Below are 25,611 nucleotides of genomic sequence, written 5' to 3'. Positions count from 1 at the left end.
GCGCTCGCTAGTCGTTCTCTTTCTCCAGTGGTGGTACTACCACAAACGGCTGGCCTTTTGCTTGGCGTATCGCTTCTTTCATCACCCGCAATAGTAGCGCATCATTCCAGTTTGCATCAATGTGGATAACCGGCTTGCCCACGGCAAAACGGGCAGCGATTAACTCACGCAGCGTATCTTCCGCCATGAGCTGCGCGGATGTTTTGGCCGGCTTTGGCTTTACCGAACGTACCGGCGGCAGCTGCGATAAACGTAAACCACGACGCGACATTGATACGTCCTCCACGTTGATACCATTTTCTATGGGTGATAATGCTTACTTCACGCCATTATAGCCGTCCATGTAGGCACCTGCGGCCTCCTGAGACATCAACATACGCCATTTCTGCGTTTGTAATTGACTATAAGATTTGCCGGCAAAGTCTTCCTTCCGTTGAATACCATCCAAAAAATCATCCCCATAGAAATACTCAGCCCGCTTCTTCGCTTGGTCGTGATTGATGCCCGCCGCGTTGTCTTTCTGTCCTAGCTGGTAAATCTGCTCAAAGAAGGGAACAGACGTCCTGACACTCTCCTGCATCCGAGTACGAAAGTTAGGGTCAGAGTCACTATTTGACGCATAAACAAAATGTTTAGCATGTCGTTCCGGGCTCGAAAGCGTAGAGGTACAGCCACCAAGCACTAACATGAGAGTTAGGAAGCCACCTGCGAGAATAAAAAAGCTACGTTTCAAGTTAAATCCTTGATATTAAATCATTTTATTACTCTTTTGCACTGTATATAAAATTACCACACAAATTGTATTGACGATACCACCTGCTTACAATATGCTCGATAACTGTATATATACCAATGTGTTTATATACAGTTATTTAATTAAGTTCAGTCAAAGAGGAAAAGACTATGAGCGGTGGAGACGGTAAAGACCACAACAGTGGGGCACATGATTCCGGCGGCAGCATTAATGGAACGTCAGGAAAAGGTGGACCTGATTCTGGTGGTGGATATTGGGACAACCATCCACATATTACAATCACCGGTGGACAGGAAGTAGGTCAAGGGGGAGCTGGTATCAACTGGGGTGGTGGTTCTGGTCATGGTAACGGCGGGGGCTCAGTTGCCATCCCAGAATATAACACGGGTAAATATCCTAACACGGGAGGATTCCCACCTATTGGAGATGCTAGCTGGCAGTTAAACCCTCCAAAATGGACCGTTATTGAGGTTAAATCAGAAAACTCAGCATGGCACTCTTATATTACTCATGTTCAAGGTCATGTTTACAAATTGACTTTTGATGGTACGGGTAAGCTCATTGATACCGCGTATGTTAATTATGAACCTAGTGATGATACTCGTTGGAGCCCGCTTAAAAGTTTTAAATATAATAAAGGAACCGCGGAAAAACAGGTTAGGGATGCCATTAACAATGAAAAAGAAGCAGTTAAGGACGCTGTTAAATTTACTGCAGATTTCTATAAAGAGGTTTTTAAGGTTTACGGAGAAAAAGCCGAGAAGCTCGCTAAGTTATTAGCTGATCAAGCTAAAGGTAAAAAGATCCGCAATGTAGAAGATGCATTGAAATCTTATGAAAAACACAAGGCTAACATTAACAAAAAAATCAATGCGAAAGATCGCGAAGCTATCGCCAAGGCTTTGGAGTCTATGGATGTAGGAAAAGCCGCAAAAAATATAGCCAAGTTCAGCAAAGGACTAGGTTGGGTTGGCCCAGCTATCGATATAACTGATTGGTTTACGGAATTATACAAAGCAGTGAAAACTGATAATTGGAGATCTCTTTATGTTAAAACTGAAGCTATTGCAGTAGGGCTAGCTGCAACCCATGTTACCGCCTTAGCATTCAGTGCTGTATTGGGTGGGCCTATAGGTATTTTAGGTTATGGTTTGATTATGGCTGGGGTTGGGGCGTTAGTTAACGAGACAATAGTTGACGAGGCAAATAAGTTCATTGGGCTTTAATTTGATTGTATGACCGCTATATTTTAGCGGTCAATTTTTTTATTTCAAAAAAAACAGAAAGAACACAAATAGGAATTGATGTCATAAAAATAAAAATAAAATACAAAGTCATTAAATATGTTTTTGGCACACCATCCTTAAAAAAACCTGTTTCCCAAAATTCTTTTTTCGTATATCTAAGCGCTGCTTTCTCTATTAGAAACCGAGAGACAGGAAATAGAATAGCACTAGCCAAACCAAAGATTCTTAGTGCAATCATTTTAGGCTCATCATCTCCATAACTGGCGTAAAGAATACAAGCAGCCATAAAGTATCCCCAAAACATATTATTTATATAATATTTTTTTGTCACAAAATCCCCCGCGAAATTTTCGTAATTGGCTTAATAACGGTATCAACATCAGAGAAACGTCCAACTTTCAAGTTGTCTATCACCACTAACGACGACGAACCGCTGAAGGTTTCCATGTAATGACATTATTTTGACTATTAATTATTCAATTTACCACTCTTTTCTCCCCGCCTGACCATCAACACATACTGATGAGGCAGGGAAATATCACACACTGTTTCCGCCTGCCAACCACAAAGATTTAGCAGTCCTTCAAGGTCAGCCACACGACCACTTAGACGTGCCATCAGTGGATTAACCTGCCAACCATCATCATCAAATGCTAAAGAACAATAGCCGCCTGCGGCGGAGCTAAGACTCTGTAAGTCAATGGCTGTTTTCAGTAACCATCTCCCGTTATAATCCGGTGCATGTATATTCCTCGCCCCGCAAAACTCCTCTTTCAGATTGATGACGGCTGGGATCGTCTTCTCATCAATCGCGGTCATACTATCCCCGAATGGACCAAACTGGTCATTGAGCGCATGCTTGCCTGCGGCACCGGTGCCATGGGGATACGCCGTTATTGCTGTGAGTCTGCTCACTGCACCCACACCAAATATTTCTGTCAGAGCTGCAAAAGTAAAGGCTGCAGCGCCTGCGGCATGAAAGCCACCGAGCAATGGATAGCAGAGCAGCAACACATCCTCCCCGACTGCGAATGGCAGCACATCACCTTTACCTTGCCCGATAAACTCTGGCCGGCGTTTAATCTTAACTGGCCGTTACTCAATCAGTTGTTTGCTTGTGCTGCCTATACCCTCCTGAAATGGGCGGAAAAAATGGGCATTGAAATCGGGCTATTTGCCGCCCTGCACACTTACGGACGCCAGCTTAACCAGCATCCGCATATCCATTTATCCGTCACCCGTGGCGGGTTATGCCGCAAACACGGCGTCTGGCGCTCAGTTTTCTTTAAAAAAAAGGTGGCTGAGCGTTACTGGCGTCAGGCTGTCATTGCCCTGCTTCGTCAGCACTATGCTTCGCTGGATTTAGCCGCCGCAGGCTACAGGCATATCCGCGACTACAGGGAATGGTGCCTGTTTTTAGAATCACAATATCAGCGGCGATGGAAAATTCACTTTGCCAAGAAGACAAAGCACGCACGGCAAAACGTCAATTATCTCGGCCGTTACCTGAAACGGCCACCTGTTGCAGCCTCCAAATTACGCCACTACAGTGGCGGGACAGTGGTTCATCATTACTATGACCACCGGACAGGTCAGCATAAAATCCAATATCTGAGCCAGGAGGAGATGCTGATGCGCTATATCAGCCATATCCCCTCACGACATTTTAAAATGGTGCGGTATTACGGCTTTCTGGCCAACCGGAAACGGGGGACTTTACTGTCGGAGGTGTATGCGGCACTGGACATAAAGGAGAAGGAGAAACCGCCAAAACCAGGCTTTGCGTCTTTGATGAAGCAGTTTACCCGGATAGATCCGTACCAGTGTGTGCTGTGTGGCAGCAGAATGGTCTTCAACTGTGCGGAAGCGGGTATCAGGGCAGACAAATTACTGGAGATGCGGCGTCAGGAATTTAAGAAACGACGATGGTTACAACAGGCGGCATAGGGAAGATCTGCTTAAAATTCATAAAATTGAATAATAAACCACCGAAGCACTGTGAATTTATACAACCGCAGCCGGATAAAACAGAGGATCGCTCATCAGCATAAGAAGCTAACGCCCGGAAAACAGGGTAAAAACAACTTTCAGTTTCCTAACCATCGAGGTGTGGGGGAGCGGCCGCAAGCTGTCAGCAAAACTTCGCATGATGGGCATTGAAATAGTCCTGCAGCTGGCTGACGCTAACTTGCAGTTGATGAAAAAAACCTTTGGCGTCGTTGTTGAGAGAACCATTCGAGAGTTAAACGGTATACCGTGTATATCGATTGAGGCGCTGCCGGCAAAACAGCAAATCATCTGCAGCCGTAGTTTTGGAGATCGCATCACGCAGCTGCAGGACATGAAACAAGCGGTATGTCAGTACGCCGAACGTGCTGCTGAGAAGCTGCGTGAGGAAAAGCAGTATTGCCGCCACGTTAGCATGTTTCTGCGTACCAGCCCGTATGCCAACGAGCCGCAGTACGGCAACAGTGCCAATCAGGTCATGATGTTGGCAACACAGGATACGCGCGATATTGTCGCTGCAGCGATGAAAGCGCTGTCTCAAATCTGGCGGGATGGATATCGCTATCAAAAGGCGGGCATCATGCTCAATGATTTCTGCAGTCGTCCAGGCCAGATAGACATGTTTGATGAGACGCTGCCGCGCGCGAACGGTGGACAACTGATGAAAGTTGTCGATCGCATTAATAGCACAGGTGTCGGAAAAATATGGTTTGGCGGACAGGGTATTGAGAAAGGCTGGAGGATGAAGCGGGAATTACTTTCACCCTCATATACAACAAAGTGGTCCGAGCTACCGTTAGCTTTAATTCGATAAGAACTCATCAACCTTTGTTGCCTTTCAGTATAGCTACCACATCATTGTTTAGGTCCGAAATCATCTTTGACATACTTTTATGTGCCCTCCTTACCTCAAACAAAGCGGTTTCAGTTTCAATATTAACTTGCAGGTTAAGTTGGTATCTCGGTGATTGGGACCACGGTCCCACTTAAATATTCAACGCCGATGTCGGTGATTGGGACCACGGTCCCACTTAAATATTCAACGCCGATGTCGGTGATTGGGACCACGGTCCCACTTAAATATTCAACGCCGATGTCGGTGATTGGGACCACGGTCCCACTTAAATATTCAACGCCGATGTCGGTGATTGGGACCACGGTCCCACTTGAATATCCAATGCCAACATGAGAGGTTTGGACCATAGCCCAGATTTGGAAAGGGGAGGGGATATATGAAGGATGGGCTAGAAACAATAGACATGTACTGAGCAAAGGCGGACGCATATCCCGCCTTATTTTGATCTCATTCAGGCACTACAAAGAATCTTCTTTCGCATAGGTATACAAGAGCGCTTCAATTTGTTTAACCAAAGGCTCTGGTGCAGATTTGAGATGGAAAGATACACTGTCTTTTGAATATTTCGCTTCTATATTTTTGCCAAAGTTCTTTTTGTGAATTTTCTCTGACTGTTTTCTCTCAGGCATCAACGCGGCGATCAATTCTTCCGTAGTAAACTGACGACCTTCCTGTTTTTGCTTCATAAGCTTATGAGTAACCAACTTCAGCGCATCAATGTTCTTCTCATAAGCTCTATTTAATGCTTCGCCACTGCGTGCACTCAACTCATTCGGATTCGCAAACAGCTGAATAGTTTTAAGTGGCAGATCAGCTGTTTTAATACAACGCTGAATAATTTTGCGTGAGATATGCTCAGCCTCAGCCAACTTACTAATATTACCTTCATATTCAGATGTTAGCCGTTGAGCGTAACGCAGACCGCGTTCATAAGCACTCGTTGGGCGATAATCATTAGCAATTTGAGATAACCATAACATTTGTTCATCTGTAAGGTTACCGACTAAAACTTTATAGTCGCTTCCTGTAAGTATTGCAGCCTTACGACGACGACTTCCATCAGCCACCTCAATATTGCCGTTATGCTCGCGGGCAAACGCGGGGATCTGCTGACCGGCTGTTAAAAATGAAGGGATCAGGTCGTCTAATGATGATTCACATAACAATGCTTGATTACGTTCATTCCCACCAAAAACGGTAGTCTTGTCTTCAACATCAGAAGCAGAAACAATTTTCAGCGCGAACGTGACATCCTTACCCGCTACCGGCAATACTATCGTATTGCCTTTCATGCCACTCACTCGAGAAGCAAGCTGACTAACGGCTGGGGCAGATACCGGAGATTCTACATTGCCGATCGCCGGTTTAGCATCATCAAAATTTATAGAAGGTGCGTTGCGTAATACGGGCTGCCTTTTCATTATGCATTCTCCCAACGAGGTTTAACTAACCGGTTGAAAATTTCTGCGCAAACAGGCTCCCAAATAGAAACCGCATTACGCCACGCCGCGGGTGTTGATCGCTGGTTAGCGGCCTGTTCAAATACAGTACGCATTCGTACTTGGCCTTTCCCGACTTCGTCCGTCACGCGTACAACTTCTTTCAGCACCATTCCTCCCCATGCATTCCTTATCTGATCGTCCATCCATTGGGACTGACTACCGATCGCATTACTAAATTTAGTAATTAAAACGCGTACATCAGGCTCAAAACCATTGAGATCAATATTCGACATTAAATCTCTAAGCATGGTGAAAAATTGTAACGTGGAAACATAGTCATAAAGTTCCGCCGGAGTAGGCACTACGATAACGTCAGCAGCGCACACAACATTGATAGTTCCGATTCCTAAATTTGGTGCACTGTCTAACACCACAACATCATAGCTATCCCAGACTGACTCAATGGCCGCTCGTAATAAAAGATGAGGAGCGACAGGTAATTTCCCCTGGTCGTGCAAGCTATAAATTTCCGATTCAATACGATGCACAGCAAGACAAGACGGTATGATTTCAAGATTTGGCCAACAAGTTGGCTTTATCGCATAGGCAGCATCATCTCGTTGTCCAAGGTAATAAGGCAATAAAGTGTCTTCTTCATGTATATGCAAGTCTGGAACATAGCCATGATATAAGGAGGCCGTCGCTTGGGGATCGGTCGCATCAATCAATAAAACTCGCAGCCCTTGCAACGCCATCCATTGAGCAATGTGAACAGACGTTGATGTCTTGTATGCACCACCTTTATGAGCTGCAATCGCAAGAACAACAGGGTTTTCGCCTTCTGGTTTGGATAATCTTGTTTTAAACACATCCCGCATATCATTAATTTGCTGAATGGAATACCCAGTTCGTTGCTCAACACGGCCAATCATAGCTGTCTCAGGAGGCGGCAGTTTGCCTGAGTCTTCATAGTTACGGATCGTTTGAGGTGTCACTCCGACAAGTTCAGCAGCTTCAGTAATACGCCAGCGCCGAGTAATTGTTCGAGCGGCAGGGCTGTCATTACCAAACTGCGATTTAGCAATTTCTTGAGTCATGAACTGCCCACGCTCAATACAGCGGTCAAGAGTTGACTTTAGATCCATAAGTATTATCTCTATGTTATTTGCGTTTTTATAGTAAAACACCAAAAAACACGCAAAACAACTTAAATAACGCAAATATATTGAAATTGAATATCAACGCTCGCCGCAGCCAGTGACCGAGCGTTGCGAGCGAGCCGGCGAGGAAGCGTAAAAGTCTCGATGCTCAACTGGGCACGTTCACATTTTTGCCGATATGGCCACTATGGGAAATACCCCAAGTTTATTTGCCTAAGGTTATCCACTTATCCACAATCTTGTTTTTATAACATTTTTAATCTTTTTCTCTTTTTAAAGCTTTTTAGGAAGCCTGCGAGGCGCGTCCCTACTGGGCTTACAGGCTTTATCTATGGGAAACACACCTAGTACATATGGGAGATAGCACAAGTTTATGTGGGTAATACACAAAGTAATTATGGGTAATGCCCCAAGTTACTATGGGAAATACCCCAAGTTTGATTTTTCTGAATCTGCAGTGGATAACCTTTCATTTTGCTTGTCGCTAGCGACAAGGCATGCCAGTATATGGGTACTACAAATTCACCCCATACGCCGATGACTGAAAACACTCGTCTTGCTAAAAAACCGATAAATATCAGTCAGTCAAATGAATTGACTGAAGCTGCGTATTACCTGCCTCTGCAAGCTAAGCGCGTCCTTTGGCTTTGCTTGATGCAGTGCTACCACTTAAAAGATGAGCCGGAATCTGTTTCACCGTTATTCACAATCACGGTGGCTGATTACCAAAAATTTTTTAAGGTTGGCGTTGATACCGCCTCCACTGACGTTAAAAAAGGTGTAAGTGCTCTAGCAGACAGCAATGTGACTTTCTATCCTCGCGAAGGTGAATTCGAAGAGGTTAAACGACCATGGTTGGCTGAAGCTGGGTTGAAGCGGGGAAGGGGAAAATGGCAAATTGAATTTAACTATAAAGTCATGCCTTATTTGATGGGGTTAACGAGCCAGTTCACGACTTATTCGCTTTATGACTGCGGAAAAATCAATAGTGTAAGGGTTATTCGTTTATATGAAAGTCTATGCCAATTCCGCTCATCTGGTATTTGGATCACAACACCAGATTGGTTGTCCGATAGATTCCTTCTCCCAGAATCTCAGCGCAACAATTTTGCAGAAATGAAGCGAACATTCCTCAACCCTGCGCTGAAGAAAATCAACGAAAACACACCGTTAAAAGCAGCTATGACACAAAATGAAGATGGAAAACTGATTTTCACTATTGTTGACAGGAACGGCTAAAGTTGGCCTGTTTCCCACACTCTTTCTTTATGTCCTCTTCGGCTCAGCAGTCTGCTTACAAAAAATGGCATCTAGAGATTCCCCGTTTTTAATTTAGTCATAGCTTCTGATGTTACTAGCTGAAAAGTTGCTCGATCGTTCCATATCCTATTCTCGCAAACTTACCCCAAAATCCCTGATTATTGTTCTTGATAAGAATAGGCAAAGTTGGGCTATTTCCCATACCTTCTCCCTTTAAACTTGAGAGAAGAGAAAGCAAAACGCATAGGTTAACTCATCATGCTTGTATGAGGGATAAAGGACATCATCTGCCTTTATGGTAAAATACAGGCGTCATTCTCAGAGTCAGAAACGATGAAAAAGAAAAGCACGACCCCAACGCCTCATGATGCGACATTCAGGCAATTTCTCGCACAACCTGATATTGCCCGTGATTTTATGGAGTTGCACCTTCCCACTGAGCTACGGGCCATCTGTGACCTCAGTACGCTGAAGTTGGAATCTGGTTCTTTTGTCGAGGATGATCTTCGTCAGTATTTCAGCGACGTGCTCTATAGTGTGAAAACGATGGAAGGGGATGGCTATGTGCATGTGTTGATTGAGCATCAGTCATCACCAGATAAACATATGGCGTTCAGGTTATTGCGTTACTCTGTCGCGGCTATGCAACGCCACCTTGAAGCAGGCCATAAAAAGTTGCCGCTGGTGATACCCGTGCTGTTTTATGTCGGTAAGCGTAGCCCTTACCCGTACTCCACTCGTTGGCTGGATGAATTTGATAACCCTGAGCTTGCAACAAAACTTTATAGCACCGCTTTCCCACTGGTTGATGTCACTGTTATTCCTGATGATGAGATTATTGACCATCGTCGTATGGCCGCACTGACATTACTGCAAAAACATATCCATCAGCGGGATCTTGCGGAGTTAATCGACAAACTGGCTACAACTCTGTTAGCAGGATATCTCTCTTCAACACAGGTGGTATCGCTGGTACACTATATATTACAGGCAGGCAATGCTTCAGACGCCGAAGCCTTTGTTCGCGAACTGGCACAGCGTGTGCCGCAACACGGAGACGCACTCATGACCATCGCACAACAGCTTGAACAAAAAGGTATCGAAAAAGGTATCGAAAAAGGTATCGAGCAAGGTATTGAGCAGGGTATAGAGAAAGGTATCCAACTCGGTGAACAACGCGGTATTGAAAAAGGTGAGCGTGAAGCCACCCTAAAAATAGCCCGTACCATGCTGCAAAACGGTCTTGACCTTAATACGGTTATGAAAATGACCGGCCTTTCCGAGGATGATCTGTCTCAGATCCGTCACTAAATATTTTAACGACTAGCGTTCGCTAGTCGTTCTCTTTTCTTGGCGTTATCACCATTCATACCTCCGTCGATTCACACAGGTTGTATCGCTTGTATATAGAGACACCGAAGCCTTTTTTCGCGACAGGCACAGCGTGTACCACAACATGGAGACGCACTCATGACCATCGCACAACAGCTTGAACAAAAAGGTATCGAAAAAGGTATCGAAAAAGGTATTGAGCAGGGTATAGAGAAAGGTATCCAACTCGGTGAACAACGCGGTATTGAAAAAGGTGAGCGTGAAGCCACCCTAAAATAGCTCGTACTATGCTGCAAAACGGTCTCGATCGTAATACCGTTATGAAAATGACCGGCCTTTCCGAAGACCAGCTGGCACAAATTCCCCACTAAGCACTTCGACGTCAAATAAGCCACTACTCTGTTTCCCCATACTGACTCTCCAATAGATGGATGAATGCTCAATAGGCTGATTTATATAAATAAACCCTTATATTTACACGACGTTTATATCCTTATGCTAATATTCTCCACATCATTACATTCAACACAAAGCACTGATATGACGGTTCCTTACCACACGCGTCCCACATCAGAATTAGCACATCTGGCTTGGTGTCTTCTAACATCAGTACGCCTAGCCCAAAAAGAAGGAAAAGCGCATTCATCGCTGGAGCAGCATGTGTTTGTCATGCAATGGCTGCTAACAGCCCAAAAGCGCAAGCTGTTTCCAAAAAGCGTTGCGCCAGACATTATATGGCTGCTCGCTCAGGGTAAAAAATATGGGTTCGGGGCCAACTTACTCAAAAAAGTAGAGTATATATACCGTTCAAGTGCTGAAGAATTAGCTGCCCAAAGTGATTTATTTCGATTTACGTACTTCGTTGAGACATTAAAAACAATGGGTTGGCTAGATTTTATGGTCTCACGTAAAGAGTGGGATCAGCATTGGAAGGGCTCTAATACTGCCAGCGCAATCTATACACCCAAAGAGGATCTACAGCCCTCTTTTGATGAGAATGGAAAACTTATCAAAACACTCGCGGTACGATTCACTGGGGATATCTCCGGTATTTTCCCCCTATTAGAACAGAGCCACCTCCGCGCCCAACAGCAACCTGAGCATGAAGGCTTTTCCGTTTTTCATCTTCGTATGACGGACTAGCGCAACATTAATTTGGCCTGTGCCGGCGACATCGAAAAACTCAAATCAGGCGTCACATCGAGCGCAAAAATCTTCGTATACACTTCCGTGTTCTCCATTCTCTTATGCCCCATTAATGCCTGTACCTGTTTGATATGTATGCCATTCATCAGCAGATGCACGGCATAGCTGTGCCTAAATGTGTGTGGCGTAATAGGCCGCACTGAGAATGTAACGCCGTCACGTTCTGCTCTTTCCACCGCCGCTTTTAGCCAGTTACGGGGGGTCTCTTGGCTGGCCACATCCCACATCGGTGTCGCTCGGCGCGTCAGCAGTCTAAAGGTCGCAAAATATTCCTGCAGTCGGCGAACGTAATCTTCATCGGGCAAAGGCACCGCCCGAAACGGTACTTCTTGCTGTTCTTCTTTCGTCGGACGTCCTCGAGTTCGCGGAGCCCGTTGTTTCAAGGTCCGCAGTCTGACGAAGGGCATATCCGCGTTGAAAAAAAAGTCACTCGGCGTGAGCGCCAATGCTTCGTTGATCCGAGCACCAGTGTTCCATAATGTTTCAATCAATACCCGCTGACGCAAATCAGGAAGATAGCTAAGGAGCACTGAAATTTCCGGCGCCAATAAATAGCGGGGCACATCCAGATCGGCGGCGATGGCCATTTCACGTAAGCGAACAGCGCGCGCATAGTCACCCGGCAAACCGATCGCGCTACGTGAAATCTGTTCTAGATTGTGGGGTATCAGGCTCAATTTTTTAATCTCCGCAATCTCGTGTATTTTGGTACAAAAAACACACAATACTTGCCATGGTGTCGCGTTGGCAGGTGGCCAAAATTCAAAAGACAGTTTCTTAGTGACTATTTTGCCGAGCTTGATGATAACAGGGAAGGGGAATAAATCGGTGATCGGTCAGTGCTAGGATTGGGGAAAAAACGAAATAAGCGTAAAAAACAAAACAGCAGCGATATCCGTAGCACGCCCAGAACAGCGCTAACGCAGTCTATGAGGTTTGCGAACCCACAGCCAGCAAGGCCTGCAGCCAAATTGCAAGGCTACGTATGGCCTTTGGGGATTCTGGCGGAAATACCCAACAGTGAGATAAAAGCAAGGTAGTGCAAAGAGCAAGCATGTGAATAACCCGATAATGAGATACCTAGGTGAGTAGTCAGTAAGAGATGATGGAGAAAAAGTTAAGTTAAGATACATTACGACGTAAGTGGCCAATCAACAGCAAACAGTGTGCTTAAGCGAATATATCTAGGCATCAAATATAATTTGACACTTTGAAATTAAATGTAAGCCCTGGATTTAAAATTTTTGGTATTAAATAATAAAATTGGATTATTTTATTATTTTGTTGATGATATTCTCTTTATTTTGTTTTATGCTCACTAAAACATTAAATGAAATTGAACTGAAATATTTTGAAAAAAAGCCTTTCGCTATATTAGTTGACTAAGCTATATATAATGATAAATTCAAATAAGTATAATCCCATGACTTCGAGAAAATAATGAATAAGATTAGCATATATAAAACAGTTAATCATGAAATCCATTACGCGATGAGTTTCATTGGTGGCAGCATTGAAATCATTAGTTTTAAATTCCTTTATAAAGCACTTATTGGATACATGACATCAAATATGGTTTTTGGTATTAATTCCTTAGCTGAGAATTCATTTGATTTTTCATCTATATATCATATTCTCATCGTTGTTATATGGATGATAATAGGTGCTGGTCATCAATTTGTTGCGGACCGTTATACCTTTAAAAAAAGTAGCCCTCTATATGGGTATGCCATAGGCCTCAGTACTGCGTGCTTTTTCCTTATATTATTCATGCAGCTAGGTCATTACATGTATACTAATAACTTACTACACTTAACACCAAATGCATCCGTAATGCCACTAGTGACTATTGGATTAGTATTTATGTACATACAAAACTATATAATAAAAAGTGGAGGGACGAGTTATCCAACTACTACATCTGTAGTCACGACTGTTTATATTTTGATGATCACTCATATAATTAAGGCATGCAACAAAAAGAATGACATATCCCAACGGAAACAAGATCTTGATGAAGGAAGACATTACATTATGGTCATTATCCATTTCTTTTTAGGAGCATTTATCACCGTCAAATTGAGTCAAGAATTTGATTTCCTTGGATTATATCTGGCATTTTTCATTCTATTGTTAATAACATTTAGGGTTTGGGTAAAGCACAGTAATTTAAAGAAAACATAAAAGTTATTCGGCATAAATATCCACTAATAGTGATAAATAAAATATTCCATACAATAAGATGATATTATATGTCTTGTTGTGTGAAATAGATGAAACTTTAAATCAAATGACTCAATTTACTTAAACCATAATATTTACCATCAGGCCAAAATTTACCTTGAAAGGTTTTATTGATTCTTTGAATAGGTTAAGTCACATCTATTCATATCTAGTAGATGTGTAGTGGTCAAGCAAAACTGGCCACGTCTTTAGAGTTTTTCCAGAACAATCGTTCTGATTCATTCGGCGTCAAACCACCATTATATTGATGAGGCCTGAGCTGGCTGTAATATCCCGTGATGTAATTTGTTATCGCTGTGCTGGCTTCGCTGAAGTTTACGTATCCATATTCCGGCACCCATTCTGTTTTCAGGCTTCTGAAGAACCGTTCCATTGGACTATTATCCCAACAATTCCCCCTGCGACTCAGGCTTTGTTTTATCTGATATCGCCACAGTAACAGTCTGAAATTCCTGCTGGTATAGTGGCTACCTTGATCCGAGTGATACAGCAAATTAGCGGGTTTTCCTTGTGCTTCCCAGGCCATGGACAGCGCTTTACCTGTCAATGCAGAGTCCGGGAAAAATGACATCGCCCAGCCAACCGGTTTACGGGAAAACAGATCAAGCACAACGGCTAAATAAGCCCAGCGTTTACCCGTCCAGATATAAGTCACATCACCGCACCAAACCTGATTAGGCTCTGTTACTGCAAACTGGCGTTCCAAATAATTGGGGATCTCAACGTGTTCCTTAGACGCCTTCTTATATCGATGGCCAGGCTGCTGACAGCTGATGAGATTAAGTTCTTTCATTAGCTTTGTTGCCCGCCAGCGGCTCAGTTTTACGCCCTTAGTGGTGACCATTGCGGCAATATTACGTGCACCTGCGGAGCCTTTACTTTCGCGATAACTTTCACGAATAAGACTGAGTAATGTCACACGTGTGGCATCAGGCTTCTTTGGCTGCCGCCAGTATTTATAGCTGCTGCGATGAACCCCAAACACATTGCACACAACGGCAACGGGAAACCGCGCTCTGAGTTTCTCAACTAATGAGAACTGTTCAGGGAGTCTGACATCAAGAGCGCGGTAGCCTTTTTTAATATATCTCTTTCCATTTCAACGCGTTGAATTCTTTTCTTCAGCTCACGTATTTCAATCTGCTCGGGTGTCATTGGTGAAGCTATGGGTGATTTTCCCGCTCTTTCTTCTTTCAACTGGCGGACCCACTTATCCATCGTGGATTTGCCGATATTCATTGTCGTGGCAGCGGCGGCAACGGTGTAATGCTGATCGAGTACAAGCTGGGCAGCTTCGAGGCGAAACTCGGGGCTAAAATTACGTCTGTTACGTCCGGTCATAATGTCACCTGTGTTGACTATGAGGTGATGATATCACCTCTATTCAGGTGGCCAGATTTAGTATTCCACTTCAATGGTTAGGTATATTACGGCATTGGCGAATAGCACCTCCACTGGAGGTGCTATTTTACTTATTAAACAGAATTAGCTAATTGCACAATATTTATCATAATATTCTTTAGCCATCTCGCGTAACATCTTACCAATCTGAGCATATTGATATTCGTTCAGATTTGCCAGAGAGGCTCGAGCAGATGGGTGTTGACTGCCGAATCCTTTACCTGGCAGCAGAATAACGCCCGTTTCAGTTGCGATGCGGAAAAGAAGCTCATTATGAGAGAAGTTTTTGCGAAGCCACAGGGCAAAATCAGCGTTATAAAGCTGAGTGGCAATCGACTCTAAATCCAGCAGCGTATAATAATCAACAGACTGACCATCCTGTGGAACTTCAACGCCTAGCTCGCGATAAAGTGCACATTGACGCTGGCGGATAACTTTCTTGAGAATTTTTTTGTATTCATCGTGTTCATCCATTAAAGCAAACAGACTAAACATAACCATCTGAATCTGTTGTGGCAACGACAAGCCGGCAGTATGATTTAACGCTACAGCACGACTATCAGCAACAAGACGATCAATGAAATGCAGATCTTCTACATTGGTAATAATGGATGAGTAACGTTTATGTAGCTCCTCTTTGATATCTTTAGGCATCGCGGAGAGCTTATCATCAAGGACATTATTTTTATGTGTCGCGATAGCTCCTAAGCGCCATCCTGTTGCACCAAAGTATTTCGAGAATGAGTAAACCAGAATGGTGTTATAAGGGCATACAGCAAATAAGGACTTGAAATCATCTGCAAATGTACCGTAAACATCGTCGGTTAAAATAATCAGATCTTTTCGCTCATTGCTAACAATAGAGCTAATTTTCTGTAGGCAACGGTCATCTAATTTAACCGATGCAGGATTACTTGGATTAATACAGAAGAAGATTTTAATATCTGGATCTTTCAGTTTATCAAGTTCTTCATCACTGTACTGCCAGTTGTTTTCTGGTTCAGCATTGATTGGTACGATCTCCAGTCCATACTCTTCTAACTGTGGGATCTCAATGTAAGGTGTGAAAACAGGCATGCCGATTGCTACTTTATCGCCCTTTGAAAGCAGGCGGTTTTCTTTTAAGGTATCGAAAATATATGCCATTGCCGCAGTACCGCCTTCAACAGCGAAAACTTCAATGTCGTCGGTAGACGCATCGCTGCCGGACATTTCGCGCAATAAGTAATGGCGAACAATTTGCTCGCTGATAGTCAGCATGCGAGAAGGAACTGGATAATTGCATCCAAGAATACCCTCTACCATTTCTTGAATGAAATCTTTACCAGAAAGGCCTAACTGATCTTTTACATAGCTAAATGAATTACGTAAGAAGCAAACTTCAGGCAGTTGCAAATTATCGCTGATGAAACGCTCGAAGCGCTCCAGCATACCCTCATTATCAGGGATACCACCGATATCTTGCTTCATATATGAATACGATAATTCAGATTCGCTACAAGCAAATAGACCTAATTGAAAGAACGCGAGGCGTGGTAGTGTAGCCAAGAAGTTTGGATTACCACGTCCTGCATTTAACATGGTTTTATTTTTATTTCCTGATGCATGTTTAATCAATTCATCTTTTAATTCAAATGGACTAAGTTGAGCAAGTTCTTTAAAGTCAGTCATGATTATCTCTATTAATAGTTAAACAAAAGCAACAACTAATGGCCCAAGCAATGTAAGGAATACATTTGCAAGCGCGTATGTGATAGCAAAAGAAACTGTTGGTACAGAATTACCGGATTTTTCTAATACCTCGCCAAAAGCAGGATTTGCACTCCTTGTTCCTGAGAGGGCGCCTGCAAATATCGCGGTATTGTCGTAATGCAAAATGTATCGACCAACAAGCATGGTAATAAATAGCGGAATGATGGTGACTGCGACACCGATCATAAAGATGGATATTCCACTTTGGGCAATAGTACTAATGGCTTGTTGACCAGACTGAAGTCCTACTACAGCAACAAATCCAGCAAGCCCTAAGTCTTTTAGCAGCGTAGATGCTGGCGTTGGCATATTTCCCATCACCATATGGCGTGAACGGTACCAGCCAAAAATAAGCCCAGAAAATAGCGCGCCACCACCGGCTCCTAATGTGAGAGGAATAGAGCCAATATGAACGACGGCGAGACCAATGAGCAGGCCAACAGAAACACCAATCCCATGGAATAAGAGATCTGTTTTTTCACTAACGCTGATAACAGGACCAACCTCTTTTGCAAAGCGCTGGATATCTTCATTCACGCCATAAACAGTGACAACATCACCAGACTTGATGAGCGTTTCTCCGACTAAAGGAAGTGAACCTTCCCCGCGCTTGAGCTGTAGGAAATAAATACCGTGACGTAGCTCCTGAGTGGCTGTGCTGGAAATGTATGCAATCTTTTTATTCGTATAGGCTTTATTGGTAATAATGATATCTCGGGTGGAAATAACGACTTCCATCCCATCATTATCTTTAGTTTCAGGGCCAACTATTTCATCCAACTGGACTACGCTACTGCGACGACCAACAATGAGGATAATATCGCCCAGCTCTAAGGTCGTTTCACCACTTAAACCAATGATATCACCTGAGCGTTTAAGCCTTTCAACGGTAATCTTTCCTTCAGTCGCAGATTTCTCTAGTTGAGAAATTGTCAACCCAGCAGCAGATGTGACTTTGAAAACTCGGCCTACAATATTAGGAAGTGCAGGCGTTTCGCCAAATCCATAATTTCTAGCGCCATTTAATAGTGTTGCTTCTGCTTTTATGGCATCCTCACGTAAACCTCGGCGCATAAACCAAGGGAGAATATTGACACATATAATAATCGCGCCCAACGAGCCAAATATGTAGGTGACAGCATATCCGATAGCAACATTAGCCTGTAAATGCTGGGATAATTCAGGTGAAAGGCCTAGCTTTTCGATGGCAGAACTAGCTGTTCCAATAATAGCTGATTGCGTCAATGCACCGGCTGCAATGCCTGCTGCAGTGCCCTTATCTAGGTCATACATTCTTGCAAGAATGACAACGGTGAGGAGTCCGCTCACGGCCATGACAATAGCAAGTATGATTTCTCTTATCGACTTCAAACCTAGAGATTTAAAGAACTGAGGCCCACTTTCAAAGCCAACTGCATAAATAAATAGAGCAAAAAGAACAGCTTTAATGCCGTCATCAATGGTTACACCGAATTGACTTAAAGCAACAGAGATAACAAGTGCTCCGGCAACACCACCAAGCTGAAATTTACCGAATTTGAATTTCCCTATCCATGTACCAATAGCTAGAGAAAGAAATAGCGCTATCTCAGGTGACATTTGAAAAATTGAATGAATTAGAAACACACGACAACCCTCTTCATAAGAGAAAGAAGTTATAAATTAAAAAAATATCATTTCCATAGAGTATTTTTTACAAGTACATATGCGAACATTAACTCAGTGATCTTCAACGGCGCTGAGTATATTCAGTAAGACGTGCTTTAATTTATGATCTGAGTCAATTTAATTAGATGTTATTAAATTTAAAAAACCACTAGTAAAATAACTTTTTCGAAAACCCGAAATAATGGGTTTTATTATCTACGGTAATTCGGATTTCATATCTTATTTATTTTTTATTTCTGACCAAAGACAAATACACGCATTAATTTTATGGGTAATGACTAAATATCCGTTAGTATTCTGTTTAACATCGATGTATTATTATTGACTGGATTACCTTTATGTGTTTTAACTTCATGCTGTTATGTTGGACGTCAGTGACTCTGCGAGATAAACAAAATGCCACAACATCATCAGCACAACCAGATTTTGCGTGACCCTAAGCTACAACAGTTTGTCTTAATCGTTATCATATTTTCTTTGGTGCTGATTTATAGTTGCTATGTTATTGTAAACGAGGTTAAAAACCAAAAAATACTCTTGAGGCAACAACTCAATGAGATAGGCTTAGCACTGAATTTAAGTGTACAACGCTACGAATTTATGCCGTACTCATTATCTCGTGACGAAAAAATAATTAACTTACTCAGAGAAAAAGACGCTAAAAAGCAAACAAAAGAAATGAATAGATATTTAAAGTCTATCCAAGTGCGCACAGGCGCCCTCTCTATCTATATCATTGACCTGGGCGGTAACATAATCTCATCAAGTGACTTTGGACAATGCGAAAGCGCTATTGGCTGCAATGTTTCACATAGACCTTACTTTATAAATGCAGATACAGATAATACTATTGGATACTTTGGTGTTGGGGTCTCAAACGGTATCCCAGGTTACTTTTTAGTTAACTCAATAAGTTGGAATGGCGAGAAGATAGGGGCTATTTCAGTTAAAGTTAATTTAGATGATCTTATCAATACTAGAGGCGGTGAAGGTGAGATAATTCTTTTAGATCAACATGACATTATCGCAAGTTCTAGCAATCCGAATTGGTTTTATCATTCAATCTCACCATTACCTAAGTTACAGTATCAGAAAATATCGGAAGAACAGAGATATCGGGTCAATGATATTCCTATGCTAGATTATAGGAATATAATAAAAGAAAATGACGACTCATGGATTGTTAGCGTAGCCAAAAAGTACTATATGGCAAGTGAGAGTTATGTTAGCGATATCAATATGACATTAGTAAGGCTTTTACCCATGAGTGCTATTTTTAAGGCAATATGGCCTAAAATAGGGGGAATCATCGCTACGTTTGCTTTTTGTGCAATACTATTCAAAATAATTGTCCAACGTAATAAAATTTTATCTCTGAAAATTGAAAAACAGCAAGCATTAAAGAAAAAAAATAGATCGCTTGAAAATCTTGTCATGCTAAGAACGTATGAACTTGCAAAAAAAACAATTAATCTTGAGGCGGAAATAAAAGAGCGAGTCAATAGTGAAAATATTCTTCGAAATATGCAAAAAGAGTTGCTTCATAATGAAAAACTCGCAGCTATTGGGCAGCTTTCTGCCGGATTAGCACATGAAATTAATCAGCCATTAGCAGCAATTAGCATGATTTCAGCAAATACGATGCGTTTTATCGAAATAGGAGAATGGGAAGAAGCTCGATCAAATTTAGCGCGAATCGCTCGATTAGTTGATTTTATCGGTCAGTTAAGCAATCAGTTACGTACTTTCTCTCGTGTGGGTGATGATTCAATAAGCTCAGTTTCGTTAAAAATCAGTATAGACAATGCAATGTTGTTATTGAGTCATAAATTTAAAAAAAATAACTTTACATTTACTCGCATACCACCATCGAGTGAGATTTATTGCTTATGTAATAACCTTAGACTTGAGCAAGTATTAGTCAATTTAATCAGTAATGCCCTTGATGCTATTTCGCATGAAAATTCGGCGGGTAATATAACGGCCAAATGGTATAAGGATGGTGATTCCGCTGTTATTGAAATTGAAGATAATGGCCCAGGCATTCCGCTCAACGTTATTGAACATATTTTCGAACCTTTTTTTACAACAAAAATATCACATGGATTAGGATTGGGCCTCGCTATTTCTGCTGATATCATAAAATCTTTTAAAGGTTCATTATCAGCGGTTAATGTCGAAACAGGGGCACGCTTTATCATTCGTCTACCATTGCATAAAGATAATTAATTGGAGAACATTTATGAACGATATAGACATCTTAATCATTGAAGATGATAAAGATATTCAACATGGCTGCGTTCAGGCGCTGAAATTAGATAATAAACGCGCTATTGGAGTTGGCTCTGTCGAAGACGCACGTTTTTTACTGCCTGAGCTGAAGCAGCACGGTATAATTGTGACGGACATGAAACTACCTGGCATGAGTGGACTTACATTCCAGAAAGAGTTCAACGCCATAAATCCTGATGTTCCTATCATTATTATTACTGGTCATGGTGATGTAGAAACTGCCGTAGAAGCTATGCATAATGGTGCATATGATTTTTTGCAAAAACCTTTCACTCCTCAACAATTGCTGAATATAGTACGCCGAGCGCTTGATAAGCGACGTCTCATCTATGAAAACAACCAATTACGTCGTAAACTTGCTGATGCAAGCGCACTTGAGAGCCGTCTTATTGGGAATTCATCGGCTATCACTGAGGTTCGTGAGACAATAAAAGATATTGCGATGACGCCGACAAATATTTTGATTTATGGCGAAACAGGATCCGGTAAGGAACTTGCGGCGCGCTGTATACACGACCTTAGTGGTAGATCAGGCCCCTTCGTTGCACTTAATTGTGGCGGACTACCTGAATCATTGTTTGATAGCGAAATTTTTGGTCATGAGGTTGGTGCATTTCTCGGTGCAACGGAAACCCGGATTGGGAAGCTGGAATATGCAGATAAGGGGACGCTATTTCTCGATGAGGTAGAGAGTATGCCTTTCAGTATGCAAGTAAAATTTTTGCGTGTTTTGCAAGAGCGGCGTTTTGAGAGGTTAGGCTCAAATAAAACTATACCTATTGATATTCGTATTATTAGTGCAAGTAAAACTAATTTAGTTGAACTTAGCGAAAATAACCTTTTTCGTGCTGATCTTCATTTCCGGTTGAGTGTTATTAATCTTCATTTACCAGCACTACGTGATAGAATTGAAGATATTCCTTTGCTTTTCAATCTTTTTGTTTCTCAAGCATCAGCATGTTTTGATCGTCCTGCACCTGAAATTAAGGCTGTATTGCTTCATAAGTTAATGGCAGCTCAGTGGCCTGGGAATATACGTGAACTACGAAATTATGCCGAGCGGTTTGTGCTTGGGATCAAGGATGAGCATAACACTTCATTTGATGAAAGTGCTAATTCACTTATTCAAATGGTTGAACATTTTGAACGCAGTCTCATTATTCTTGAAATAAATCGTCAAAGAGGAAGTTTAACTAAAACTGCTGAAGCGTTAAAAATACCTAAAAGCACACTCTCAGATAAAATAAAAAAATATTCTTTAAAATAAAGATATGTGTTCATCGACTCTGTCGCATTACCGTAGGTAAGTCAGCAAAAGGGTAATGATTTCAATTAGTAGAATATGTGTTTTTCAATGAAGGCCCCGGTGACCTTTTCATGTAGTTCAATTGAGCGTGAGAAGCAGATTGTTTTTCGGGCCAAACGCTTGATGCGGGTTCTTAGCGTCAGATTGTTACGCTCAATACGCTGAGTGAATATTTTGCCAGCCAGATGCTTCTCTTTCGGCACTTCTCTGGCATAACCTCCCCAGTCATCGCTTGTTATCATGCCGATATTAAACGGAGTGAGCAGGGTCAGCAGTTCACGACAGGTATCATCTGTCCGTGGTCCGAATGTATAAGCCAGAATGCCTCCTGTTTTGGTGTTGTATGCGTACCAAAGCCAGTGCTGCCGGGCTTTACTGCCGACAAAGCTCCATTGCTCATCGAGTTTGCAGATAAGCGCCACATCTGCATGAGCGACCGGAGAGGATGTTATTCGCTTCAGCACGAGCTTTTTAAAGTATGAATGACGGTATTAATGCCGATTTTGAGCGTCCTTGCAGTATCCCGGACACCGACACCGTTGAATACCATTTAGGTAATTTGTCCTATGACGCCGAGCTTGCGGGCTTCATAAGTATAGATGAGCAGAAACACACGGTGGCACTCACGACAGCGAAACCGGTCACGGCCTTTAGTAGGATTCTACCCATGACGGTAAACCTGAGCAGACTGACAATGGGGTGAAGTGGTCAACAAAAACTGGCCACAGTTTTAGAGTTTTTCCAGAACAATCGCTCTGATTCATTGGGTGTTAAGCCACCGTTATATTGGTGGGGTCTGAGCTGGCTGTAATAACCAATGATGTAATTCGTTATTGATCTATTTGCTTCGCTAAAATTAACGTATCCACAGTTCGGGACCCATTCTGATTTCAGGCTGCGGAAAAATCGTTCCATTGGGCTGTTGTCCCAGCAGTTCCCTCGTCGACTCATGCTTTGCTTTATACGATAACGCCACAATAACCGTCTGAATTCCCTGCTGGTATAGTGACTTCCCTGGTCAGAATGATACATAACGTCAGCCGGTTTTCCCCTGGTTTCCCAGGCCATCGTTAATGCTTTTCCTGTCAGAACTGAGTCCGGAGAAAACGACATCGCCCAGCCTATTGGCTTGCGAGAAAATAAATCCAGAACAACCGCCAGATAAGCCCAGCGTTTGCCCGTCCAGATGTAGGTCACGTCGCCGCACCAGGTCTGATTAGGTTCCGTTACTGCAAACTGGCGATCCAGATGATTAGGGATATCCACATGCTCTTTTGTGGCTTTTTTGTAGCGATGCTCCGGTTGCTGGCAACTAATAATATTCAGCTCTTTCATTATCTTACTGGCCCGCCAGCGACTCAACGGAACACCTTTTGCGCTGACCATATCGGCAATGCTCCGGGCCCCCGCAGAGCCATTACTGGCATGATGAACTTCACGAACCAGGCTAAGTATAACGATGTGTTTTGCATCAGGTTTCTGCGGTCGGCTTAGCCAGTACCGATAGCTACTGCGATGGATCCCGAACACATTGCAAATAAAGGCAACAGGAAACCGCGTCCTGAGTTTCTCAACTAACGAGAATTGTTCAGGGAGTCTGACATCAAGAGCGCGGTAGCCTTTTTTAATATATCGTTTTCCATTTCAACACGTTGTAGTCGTTTTTCTAATTCACGAATGCGAAGTTGCTCAGGCGTCATCGGAGAGGCCTTTGGGGATTTCCCTGCGCGTTCTTCTTTAAGCTGGCGAACCCATTTATCCATCGTGGATTTACCGACATTCATTGCTGTTGCAGCGGCGGCAACGCTGTAGTGCTGATCGAGTACAAGCTGGGCAGCTTCGAGGCGAAACTCGGGGCTAAAATTGCGTCTGTTACGTCCGGTCATAATGTCACCTGTTTTGACTATGAGGCGATGATATCACCTCTATTCAGGTGGCCAGATTTAGTATTCCACTTCACATAGACTTTCATTTCTGATTTCCCAGAGATAATGCGAACATATTACAATAGTAGGTAATTCCACCTCCTTGTTTGAGTTCACTATCAACATTTTTGATACAACAGGAAGAAAATCGACGTTAGCACTGGCCACACTCAATATCGTACACCGGCGAAAGGGATGATTACCGTCAGGCAGAGCAAATACCTGAATAATCTGGTTGAACAGGATCACCGAATATAAAATGTCGAATCCGATCAATGTTGGAATTCAAATCATTTCGTCGAGCACAGACGATATTAGCGGGCATTGAGTTAGTCCACATGATACGCAAAAAGCATCGTCAATATTCCACTGGAGGGAGTTTATCACCCGCGGAACAATTTGATCTGTTGGCTGCATAAAAAAGGCAGCGTAACTTTTGCTGACTTGCCTACGGTAATGCGACAGAGCCCTATTGCCTGCCCGACGGTAACGTATTATTTCAGTTTGCTCTGAATCAGCTTTCCATTTTGCTGGAGTCGTTCGGCCTGAGTGCGTTTTGCCCTGCTGAACAGACTGCCCAGAATATGCTCGTGTAGATCAATAACTTCGTCAGTCAATGTGGCTCTGGCTTCAAATATGATACAAACCAGTGAGGCATAACGGCGAACATTCGTGAATTTTGCCAGATCCCGACGACTCATTTTCCTGCCTTCGCGTGCGAGTTTCAGGAGCCGATTCTGGTGCACGGAAAGCGCAATACCGTCAGGTAGTGCCAGCGACTCTATCGTATTTAGCCGGTCGATATGTTGCAGAACATTTTTACCGTTTATTTTCCCCTAGGATGAAGCAGTCAGACCACCCGTGAAGGTTGTTCCACCTCAGATACCTGCAGACGGTCCGGTGCCGCTGCCCTGCGCGGTCAGCGCTGAAAAAACAGCCCTGTCGGCAAGCGTTGTTGCTTCAGCTAGGGTTCGTTCAATCACCTCAATAGAGGGAAAAATAACCTTACTATTGTGGAGCCAGGGGAGCATTTCCTCCGCGAGTAAAAAAATCTGTCTATCCGCATGGCGTGGGGATACAGGTGGCGAATACAGTTTTTTTGCTGCCCCCAGTTAAAGGGAGATCATTCCGGACAGCGGTAGAGTTCAGCCAGATGCTCCCAGCGTGTGACCTCTCTTGATGTGTACTCAGCCCAAAGATCATACTGAAGTTTTAAATGAGCCGCTAGACGGGAGACAACTCCGTCGTGAGGTGAAATACTTTTGTCTGGAAGAAATTCTGGCCTTCACAAATAGCAAAGTAAAACAGCAAAGCCGCATGCGGTTAGATGGCTTGCGATGTTTATTAATACTAATGAGATGGTCACTCCCTCCTTCCCAGTACTATGCTGAGGACAGGCTTTCATTCGGAGAACTATCATGGAAAACATTGCGCTCATTGGTATGGATCCGGATTCATTGCCAAGACCGTCGTGGAAAGGCTATTTACCGTAAAAAATTTACCCGGCCAAAGTTAATCGAATTTTGGTGGTATGTTCCGCTATAACCATCGCAATGGAAGTCTGTGGCGGTTCTTTTTCTGGAGGTTTATCAGGCGTGGAATTCATCGAAGCGTGGGAATTAAATCTCATTCAGACGCCGGATAGATTCAAGCAAGCCAACTTATCGTCATATTCGGTGTTGCAAAAACGGGAATGACAATAGTACGCTTAGTTTTCTTGTTCATTAAATCATCTGTTTTATGTTGAGGTAAGAATATC

19 protein-coding genes and 5 pseudogenes are annotated in these 25,611 nt (G+C 43.0%); 11 read left to right on the top strand and 13 right to left on the bottom strand.

The window, feature by feature from the left end; genetic code table 11:
• Positions 1 to 7: 7 nt before the first annotated feature.
• Positions 8 to 271, bottom strand: a complete 264-nt coding sequence (locus AB3Y96_RS22920) for a hypothetical protein (RefSeq protein WP_367300390.1) — start codon at positions 269 to 271, stop codon at positions 8 to 10.
• Between the two features lie 45 nt (positions 272 to 316).
• A complete protein-coding gene (locus tag AB3Y96_RS22915; protein WP_367300389.1) occupies positions 317 to 733 on the bottom strand; it encodes an Exc2 family lipoprotein in 417 nt (138 codons plus the stop codon).
• A 170-nt stretch (positions 734 to 903) separates the two neighbouring features.
• On the opposite strand from AB3Y96_RS22915, the gene AB3Y96_RS22910 reads away from it, so the two are divergent.
• Positions 904 to 1,980 (top strand): colicin-like pore-forming protein, encoded by a 1,077-nt coding sequence (locus tag AB3Y96_RS22910; RefSeq protein ID WP_367300388.1) that lies wholly within the window; start codon positions 904 to 906, stop codon positions 1,978 to 1,980.
• Positions 1,981 to 1,996: 16 nt separating this feature from the next.
• Here AB3Y96_RS22910 and AB3Y96_RS22905 read toward each other — a convergent pair whose 3' ends face one another.
• Entirely contained in the window at positions 1,997 to 2,332 is a 336-nt protein-coding gene (locus AB3Y96_RS22905; protein ID WP_367300387.1) for a colicin E1 family microcin immunity protein, read from the bottom strand.
• A gap of 410 nt (positions 2,333 to 2,742) precedes the next feature.
• On the opposite strand from AB3Y96_RS22905, the gene AB3Y96_RS22900 reads away from it, so the two are divergent.
• Positions 2,743 to 3,948: an IS91 family transposase gene (locus AB3Y96_RS22900; protein WP_367300386.1), complete on the top strand. Its 1,206-nt coding sequence runs from the start codon at positions 2,743 to 2,745 to the stop codon at positions 3,946 to 3,948.
• A gap of 157 nt (positions 3,949 to 4,105) precedes the next feature.
• Positions 4,106 to 4,822: pseudogene (locus AB3Y96_RS22895) on the top strand (DUF4113 domain-containing protein); the annotation flags it as partial.
• Between the two features lie 134 nt (positions 4,823 to 4,956).
• Here AB3Y96_RS22895 and AB3Y96_RS22890 read toward each other — a convergent pair.
• The 3 genes from AB3Y96_RS22890 to sopA all read right to left on the bottom strand — a co-directional run bounded on the left by AB3Y96_RS22890 (position 4,957) and on the right by sopA (position 7,451).
• The gene (locus tag AB3Y96_RS22890; protein ID WP_367300385.1) at positions 4,957 to 5,166 is read right to left on the bottom strand and encodes a hypothetical protein; all 210 of its coding nucleotides are present in this window, start codon (positions 5,164 to 5,166) and stop codon (positions 4,957 to 4,959) included.
• Between the two features lie 156 nt (positions 5,167 to 5,322).
• On the bottom strand, positions 5,323 to 6,288 hold the full coding sequence (locus AB3Y96_RS22885) for a ParB/RepB/Spo0J family plasmid partition protein (RefSeq protein ID WP_367300402.1): 966 nt from the start codon (positions 6,286 to 6,288) through the stop codon (positions 5,323 to 5,325).
• Positions 6,285 to 7,451 carry a plasmid-partitioning protein SopA gene (sopA, locus tag AB3Y96_RS22880; RefSeq protein ID WP_046450603.1) on the bottom strand — a complete coding sequence of 389 codons (1,167 nt, stop codon included), beginning with the start codon at positions 7,449 to 7,451 and terminating at the stop codon, positions 6,285 to 6,287. Before sopA ends, AB3Y96_RS22885 begins: the two co-directional genes overlap by 4 nt.
• A gap of 522 nt (positions 7,452 to 7,973) precedes the next feature.
• Here sopA and AB3Y96_RS22875 point away from each other — a divergent pair.
• The 4 genes and pseudogenes from AB3Y96_RS22875 to AB3Y96_RS22860 all read left to right on the top strand — a co-directional run bounded on the left by AB3Y96_RS22875 (position 7,974) and on the right by AB3Y96_RS22860 (position 11,201).
• On the top strand, positions 7,974 to 8,705 hold the full coding sequence (locus AB3Y96_RS22875; protein ID WP_227743354.1) for a replication initiation protein: 732 nt from the start codon (positions 7,974 to 7,976) through the stop codon (positions 8,703 to 8,705).
• A gap of 354 nt (positions 8,706 to 9,059) precedes the next feature.
• Entirely contained in the window at positions 9,060 to 10,037 is a 978-nt protein-coding gene (locus AB3Y96_RS22870) for an Rpn family recombination-promoting nuclease/putative transposase (protein ID WP_367300384.1), read from the top strand.
• Between the two features lie 100 nt (positions 10,038 to 10,137).
• A pseudogene (locus AB3Y96_RS22865) lies at positions 10,138 to 10,429 on the top strand (Rpn family recombination-promoting nuclease/putative transposase); the annotation flags it as partial.
• 169 nt (positions 10,430 to 10,598) lie between these two features.
• Entirely contained in the window at positions 10,599 to 11,201 is a 603-nt protein-coding gene (locus AB3Y96_RS22860; protein ID WP_072308041.1) for a DUF2913 family protein, read from the top strand.
• On the opposite strand, the gene AB3Y96_RS22855 is transcribed toward AB3Y96_RS22860, so the two are convergent.
• A complete protein-coding gene (locus AB3Y96_RS22855) occupies positions 11,198 to 11,941 on the bottom strand; it encodes a tyrosine-type recombinase/integrase (protein WP_040046659.1) in 744 nt (247 codons plus the stop codon). The genes AB3Y96_RS22860 and AB3Y96_RS22855 overlap by 4 nt on opposite strands.
• A gap of 763 nt (positions 11,942 to 12,704) precedes the next feature.
• Here AB3Y96_RS22855 and AB3Y96_RS22850 point away from each other — a divergent pair.
• Positions 12,705 to 13,448 carry a DUF1275 family protein gene (locus AB3Y96_RS22850; RefSeq protein ID WP_046450513.1) on the top strand — a complete coding sequence of 248 codons (744 nt, stop codon included), beginning with the start codon at positions 12,705 to 12,707 and terminating at the stop codon, positions 13,446 to 13,448.
• A gap of 226 nt (positions 13,449 to 13,674) precedes the next feature.
• Here AB3Y96_RS22850 and AB3Y96_RS22845 read toward each other — a convergent pair.
• The 3 genes from AB3Y96_RS22845 to aspT all read right to left on the bottom strand — a co-directional run bounded on the left by AB3Y96_RS22845 (position 13,675) and on the right by aspT (position 18,287).
• A protein-coding gene (locus AB3Y96_RS22845) for an IS3 family transposase (protein WP_367300383.1) occupies positions 13,675 to 14,849 on the bottom strand; the annotation gives its coding sequence in 2 pieces (ribosomal slippage) (positions 13,675 to 14,582 and positions 14,582 to 14,849; 1,176 coding nt in all).
• Positions 14,850 to 14,993: 144 nt separating this feature from the next.
• Positions 14,994 to 16,583, bottom strand: coding sequence for a bifunctional aspartate transaminase/aspartate 4-decarboxylase (locus AB3Y96_RS22840; protein WP_130986922.1), 1,590 nt, complete (start codon positions 16,581 to 16,583; stop codon positions 14,994 to 14,996).
• A gap of 15 nt (positions 16,584 to 16,598) precedes the next feature.
• Positions 16,599 to 18,287, bottom strand: a complete 1,689-nt coding sequence (gene aspT / locus AB3Y96_RS22835) for an aspartate-alanine antiporter (RefSeq protein ID WP_139130909.1) — start codon at positions 18,285 to 18,287, stop codon at positions 16,599 to 16,601.
• Between the two features lie 438 nt (positions 18,288 to 18,725).
• On the opposite strand from aspT, the gene AB3Y96_RS22830 reads away from it, so the two are divergent.
• Together AB3Y96_RS22830 and AB3Y96_RS22825 are read left to right on the top strand one after the other, a co-directional pair.
• Positions 18,726 to 20,558 (top strand): ATP-binding protein, encoded by a 1,833-nt coding sequence (locus AB3Y96_RS22830; protein ID WP_072308039.1) that lies wholly within the window; start codon positions 18,726 to 18,728, stop codon positions 20,556 to 20,558.
• Positions 20,559 to 20,571: 13 nt separating this feature from the next.
• A complete protein-coding gene (locus AB3Y96_RS22825; RefSeq protein ID WP_040046662.1) occupies positions 20,572 to 21,888 on the top strand; it encodes a sigma-54 dependent transcriptional regulator in 1,317 nt (438 codons plus the stop codon).
• A gap of 65 nt (positions 21,889 to 21,953) precedes the next feature.
• On the opposite strand, the pseudogene AB3Y96_RS22820 reads toward AB3Y96_RS22825, so the two are convergent.
• A pseudogene (locus tag AB3Y96_RS22820) lies at positions 21,954 to 22,642 on the bottom strand (IS1 family transposase).
• Positions 22,636 to 23,813 (bottom strand): IS3 family transposase gene (locus AB3Y96_RS22815; protein ID WP_168780224.1). Its coding sequence is split into 2 segments (ribosomal slippage): positions 22,636 to 23,555 and positions 23,555 to 23,813, totalling 1,179 coding nucleotides; the frame shifts between segments, so codons are not numbered across the junction. Before AB3Y96_RS22815 ends, AB3Y96_RS22820 begins: the two are co-directional and overlap by 7 nt.
• A 237-nt stretch (positions 23,814 to 24,050) precedes the next feature.
• Between AB3Y96_RS22815 and AB3Y96_RS22810 the strand changes: the two are divergent.
• Positions 24,051 to 24,271, top strand: a pseudogene (locus tag AB3Y96_RS22810) (DDE-type integrase/transposase/recombinase); the annotation flags it as partial.
• Positions 24,272 to 24,349: 78 nt separating this feature from the next.
• Here AB3Y96_RS22810 and AB3Y96_RS22805 read toward each other — a convergent pair.
• Positions 24,350 to 25,201 (bottom strand): annotated as a pseudogene (locus AB3Y96_RS22805) (DUF4158 domain-containing protein); the annotation flags it as partial.
• Positions 25,202 to 25,611: the final 410 nt, after the last annotated feature.

Origin of the sequence: Hafnia alvei (assembly GCF_964063325.1) — a bacterium.
GTDB classification, from domain to species: domain Bacteria; phylum Pseudomonadota; class Gammaproteobacteria; order Enterobacterales; family Enterobacteriaceae; genus Hafnia; species Hafnia alvei_B.
The sequence above is the reverse complement of the archived record's forward strand: the minus strand, read 5'-3'. Positions and strand labels throughout refer to the sequence as shown.

What these genes read in the sequence shown, in the direction of transcription:
- AB3Y96_RS22920 (WP_367300390.1), bottom strand. Translation starts at nt 271, where the DNA reads ATGTCGCGTCGTGGTTTACGTTTATCGCAGCTGCCGCCGGTACGTTCG.
- AB3Y96_RS22910 (WP_367300388.1), top strand. Translation starts at nt 904, where the DNA reads ATGAGCGGTGGAGACGGTAAAGACCACAACAGTGGGGCACATGATTCC.
- AB3Y96_RS22900 (WP_367300386.1), top strand. Translation starts at nt 2,743, where the DNA reads ATGTATATTCCTCGCCCCGCAAAACTCCTCTTTCAGATTGATGACGGC.
- sopA (WP_046450603.1), bottom strand. Translation starts at nt 7,451, where the DNA reads ATGGATCTAAAGTCAACTCTTGACCGCTGTATTGAGCGTGGGCAGTTC.
- AB3Y96_RS22875 (WP_227743354.1), top strand. Translation starts at nt 7,974, where the DNA reads ATGGGTACTACAAATTCACCCCATACGCCGATGACTGAAAACACTCGT.
- AB3Y96_RS22870 (WP_367300384.1), top strand. Translation starts at nt 9,060, where the DNA reads ATGAAAAAGAAAAGCACGACCCCAACGCCTCATGATGCGACATTCAGG.
- AB3Y96_RS22860 (WP_072308041.1), top strand. Translation starts at nt 10,599, where the DNA reads ATGACGGTTCCTTACCACACGCGTCCCACATCAGAATTAGCACATCTG.
- AB3Y96_RS22850 (WP_046450513.1), top strand. Translation starts at nt 12,705, where the DNA reads ATGAATAAGATTAGCATATATAAAACAGTTAATCATGAAATCCATTAC.
- AB3Y96_RS22830 (WP_072308039.1), top strand. Translation starts at nt 18,726, where the DNA reads ATGCCACAACATCATCAGCACAACCAGATTTTGCGTGACCCTAAGCTA.
- AB3Y96_RS22825 (WP_040046662.1), top strand. Translation starts at nt 20,572, where the DNA reads ATGAACGATATAGACATCTTAATCATTGAAGATGATAAAGATATTCAA.